This is a genomic window from Pseudoalteromonas sp. AWM4_233 (assembly GCF_056158285.1).
In genome coordinates, this window is the sequence record NZ_JBSWSZ010000048.1 from 1 (window position 1) to 3,536 (window position 3,536).

General features: G+C 42.9%; 4 protein-coding genes and 3 pseudogenes. 5 read left to right on the top strand and 2 right to left on the bottom strand.

The features are described 5' to 3' along the window. Positions 1 to 13: 13 nt before the first annotated feature. A complete protein-coding gene (locus tag ACXAC4_RS19510) occupies positions 14 to 307 on the bottom strand; it encodes a hypothetical protein (protein ID WP_475164863.1) in 294 nt (97 codons plus the stop codon). Between ACXAC4_RS19510 and ACXAC4_RS19515 the strand changes: the two are divergent. Then, positions 279 to 801 (top strand): annotated as a pseudogene (locus ACXAC4_RS19515) (cytochrome c oxidase subunit 3); the annotation flags it as partial. The gene ACXAC4_RS19510 and the pseudogene ACXAC4_RS19515 overlap by 29 nt on opposite strands. Here ACXAC4_RS19515 and ACXAC4_RS19520 read toward each other — a convergent pair. Next, positions 701 to 1,012, bottom strand: a complete 312-nt coding sequence (locus tag ACXAC4_RS19520; RefSeq protein WP_475164859.1) for a DUF2909 domain-containing protein — start codon at positions 1,010 to 1,012, stop codon at positions 701 to 703. The pseudogene ACXAC4_RS19515 and the gene ACXAC4_RS19520 overlap by 101 nt on opposite strands. A 14-nt stretch (positions 1,013 to 1,026) precedes the next feature. Between ACXAC4_RS19520 and ACXAC4_RS19525 the strand changes: the two genes are divergently transcribed. From ACXAC4_RS19525 to ACXAC4_RS19540, 4 genes and pseudogenes are all read left to right on the top strand, one after another. Next, a complete protein-coding gene (locus ACXAC4_RS19525; protein WP_475164861.1) occupies positions 1,027 to 1,776 on the top strand; it encodes an SURF1 family protein in 750 nt (249 codons plus the stop codon). Continuing rightward, positions 1,757 to 2,252, top strand: a pseudogene (locus ACXAC4_RS19530) (transmembrane cytochrome oxidase associated protein). Before ACXAC4_RS19525 ends, ACXAC4_RS19530 begins: the two are co-directional and overlap by 20 nt. Before the next feature lie 20 nt (positions 2,253 to 2,272). Further along, positions 2,273 to 3,262: a COX15/CtaA family protein gene (locus ACXAC4_RS19535; protein ID WP_054554450.1), complete on the top strand. Its 990-nt coding sequence runs from the start codon at positions 2,273 to 2,275 to the stop codon at positions 3,260 to 3,262. A gap of 82 nt (positions 3,263 to 3,344) precedes the next feature. Further along, positions 3,345 to 3,536: pseudogene (locus tag ACXAC4_RS19540) on the top strand (UbiA family prenyltransferase); the annotation flags it as partial.

Genomic DNA, 3,536 nt, shown 5'->3' on the forward strand with positions numbered 1-3,536 from the left:
ATCATTGCTAAGGTTAACGACGGTTAGATTCACCTCTTACACAGCACCTACCCGTTTTAGAGGCTTCAATTTTACTGCGATCATCGGTCAAAATAAGATCAGGCTCTACAAAACCATTGGCATTTGTACCACCTTCATAGCGCACCGCTAAATACATTAATGCACGGGCTACATCACCACGACGACCAGGCCGAGTTTGCCAAATACCGTCTAACGGACCTGAACCCATAGTTAGATTCACTTCAGAAGATAAGCCCCCGCGGTTGTTATTTACATTTGGTGGCGCAAGTAATAATGCTATGACCAATGAAGTGCTGGCCAACCTTTGAAGCCGTATGGCCGCTATTAACTACGCCAGCGGGCGAGACCACACAAGCTATGGGCTGGCAAGGTCTACCACTGATCAACACGCTTATTCTACTTACCTCGTCGGTCACAATTCACTTTGCTCATGTTGCTATTGAAAACAATAAGCGCGGCGCCCTGAAGGTGTTTTTATCTTTAACCGTGCTATTAGGTGTGATTTTCCTTGGCTTACAAGTTTATGAGTATATGCATGCTTATCAAGATCTAGGTTTGACCTTAGATGCGGGCGTTTATGGGAATACCTTTTTCTTGTTAACGGGCTTTCACGGTATGCACGTGACACTTGGAACCATTATTTTATTTGTAGTGCTACTAAGAATTTTTAAAGGCCACTTCACGAGTGAAAAGCACTTTGCCTTTCAAGCAGCTGCTTGGTATTGGCACTTTGTTGATGTGGTGTGGTTGTGTTTATTTGTATTTGTGTACGTGCTGTAGCTTTGTGAAGCGGCGACGGGTTGGTGTGAATAAAGCCTAATTTCATTGCGGCAATGATGAGCACCAGCACAATACCTGAAAACAGCACTCGACGACCTAAGTAATGCGACATGGGTTTCGAGTGCTGTTTTGCTGACATCATCACAAACAGCGCTCTAAACAGGTTGAACAGAATATAAAGTAATAACAAAACAATAATGATTTTAATCATATTAGGTATTCCAAATGCAGTTAATTTTATGGCGCAAACAAAAGCTTAGCTCAATTATCGCAATTTGCGTTGTGATACTTGCAGTGCTTATTTGTTTACGACTCAGCGTTTGGCAATACCAGCGAGGCGAGCAAAAACAGCAGCAACTAAGTCAGTTAGCCGTTTCGAAAGAGCAAGGAGTTTTGAGCTGGCAAGAGCTGCAAAATTTACCTAGAGAGCTGAACAAAACGGGCTTGCAAGTCAAAGTCTCTGGCGAGGTAAATAAACAACAGTACTGGCTGCTTGATAATCAAATTTATCAGGGGCAAGTGGGCTATGACTTACTAGTAGCTATGACAATTACCGGCGAAACCGCGCCTATAATCGTTAACTTTGGTTGGTTAAAAGCTCCTGTAAACCGCAACCAGTTACCAACCGTTGAGTGGCCAGAATCAACAAGGTTTTCGGCCACAGTGCAATTGAAACAAGGCAACTTACAAGGCTTCACACTCGCCGATGAGATTGGTGCAGAACAAGGCTGGCCTAAGCGTATTCAAGGCATCGATTTAACAATTTTTAGTACTCAATTAGCAAAGCCCTTACAAGACTTTATTGGTTATCGTAATGAAGCAGATGGTATTGCAACCCCGCATTACCAGAGTGTCGTGATGGGGCCAGATAAACATTACGCCTATGCCGTGCAGTGGTTATTAATCGGCTTAGCGTGTGTTGTTATTGCTTATTTTGCGATGAGAAGGAGAGGTTATGAAAATAAACCCGCTTAGTTTATTCGTTTTATGCTGTTTTGTGCCGTTGGCACTTGCATATGCAGCATTAAAGCTTGAGTGGTTACCTAGTGGTTCGAGTAATCATGGTGAGCTTTTAAGTGAAGAAGTGAAGCTAGTTGATTGGCAACAAGGCGAACCTAAACAATGGACTATTGCGCTTAATTATCCAAAAGAGTGCACTGATGTTTGTGCAAGCCAATTAGCCAGTCTAGATAACCTATATGTCGCTTTAGGTAAAAATCAGCAAAAAGTGGATGTGGCGGTACTGACAAATCAACAGCAGGTATCGGCAAATTGGCGTCAATTAGCAGTAAGTCCTGCACTCAAAGCGGGAGACCTATATTTAGTTGATCACATGGGCTTAGTGGTTTTGCATTACCCCTACACTGCTGAGCCAGAACAAAAACAGACTGATTCAAAAAGGCTTACTTAAAGACTTAAAGAAACTACTTAACTATGCGCGTTCAAGTTAAACCTCATTAAGGGGATAAAGATGTATAAAAATTATAAATATTTAGTCTTAATTACCGTTTTCTTCTCAATCTTAGTTGTTGGGCTTGGTGCTTATACACGGCTGAGTGATGCTGGGCTTGGCTGTCCTGACTGGCCTGGGTGCTATGGATTTTTAACCGTGCCAAAACATGAAACTGCTCTGTTACATGTTGAGCAAAACTACCCTGATATGATGTTTGAGGCTGCAAAAGCATGGAAAGAAATGATCCACCGCTATTTTGCCGGTGCCCTTGGCCTATTAATTTTAGCTTTGTTTGTTTTTGCATTTTTAAAACGTCAATATCCAAATATGCCGGTTAAGCTGCCATTAGCACTATTATTACTGGTGGTATTCCAAGCCGTATTGGGCATGTGGACTGTCACTATGAACCTACAACCTTTAGTTGTAATGGGGCATTTGCTCGGCGGTTTTAGTATTTTGTCGTTGCTGTTTTTATTGTATCTACGTTTAAAGACCGAACCTGTTGCTAGCAGTGATAGCGGCGCAAAGCCATATTACCGGTTAGCGCTGGTGGGCTTGGTGGTGCTTATACTGCAAATTGCATTGGGTGGCTGGCTTGCGGCGAATTATGCAGCTCCACATTGCAATGGCTTACCGCTGTGTAGCTACGGACAACCGTTTTCTTTGAAGAGCGTTTTTCAATTACCGCTCGAGCACAGTACCTATGAATATGGTGTGCTATCGCAGCAAGCGCGTATGTCTATTCATTTGCTGCATCGTATTTGGGCGCTGGTTACTTGTGTAGTGTTAGCGCTGATCATGTGGCGCATATATTCACGCTGTTACTCACGAAAAATTAAGCACTGTACCGTCACTGTATTAATCGCTTTGTTGTGCCAAATCTGTTTAGGTCTAGCTGTTGTGCACTGGCACTTTCCATTAAGTGTTGCGCTTGCGCACAACCTAATGGCCGCATTGTTACTGCTTAGCATGGTAAGACTATGCTTCCACTTAAAAATAAGAACCTAGGAGGCTGTGATGGCATTATTACTAAGCTCAGAAAAATCATTATTTATTCAAAGCTCCAGAGTTACTTAAAGATTACTTAGCTATCAGTAAATTTAAAGTGGTTGCCCATGCTTGTACTCACAGCATGGGTTGGTCTGGCATTAGCTCCTGATGTTGGGCGAGGAGTATTTGTGCAACTAGCAAGCTTGCTAGGCATTGGTTTGCTGTCGGCCGCAGCTGCTGTGATCAATCATGTTGTTGATAGTGAAATCGACAGTAAAATGGCACGATGCGC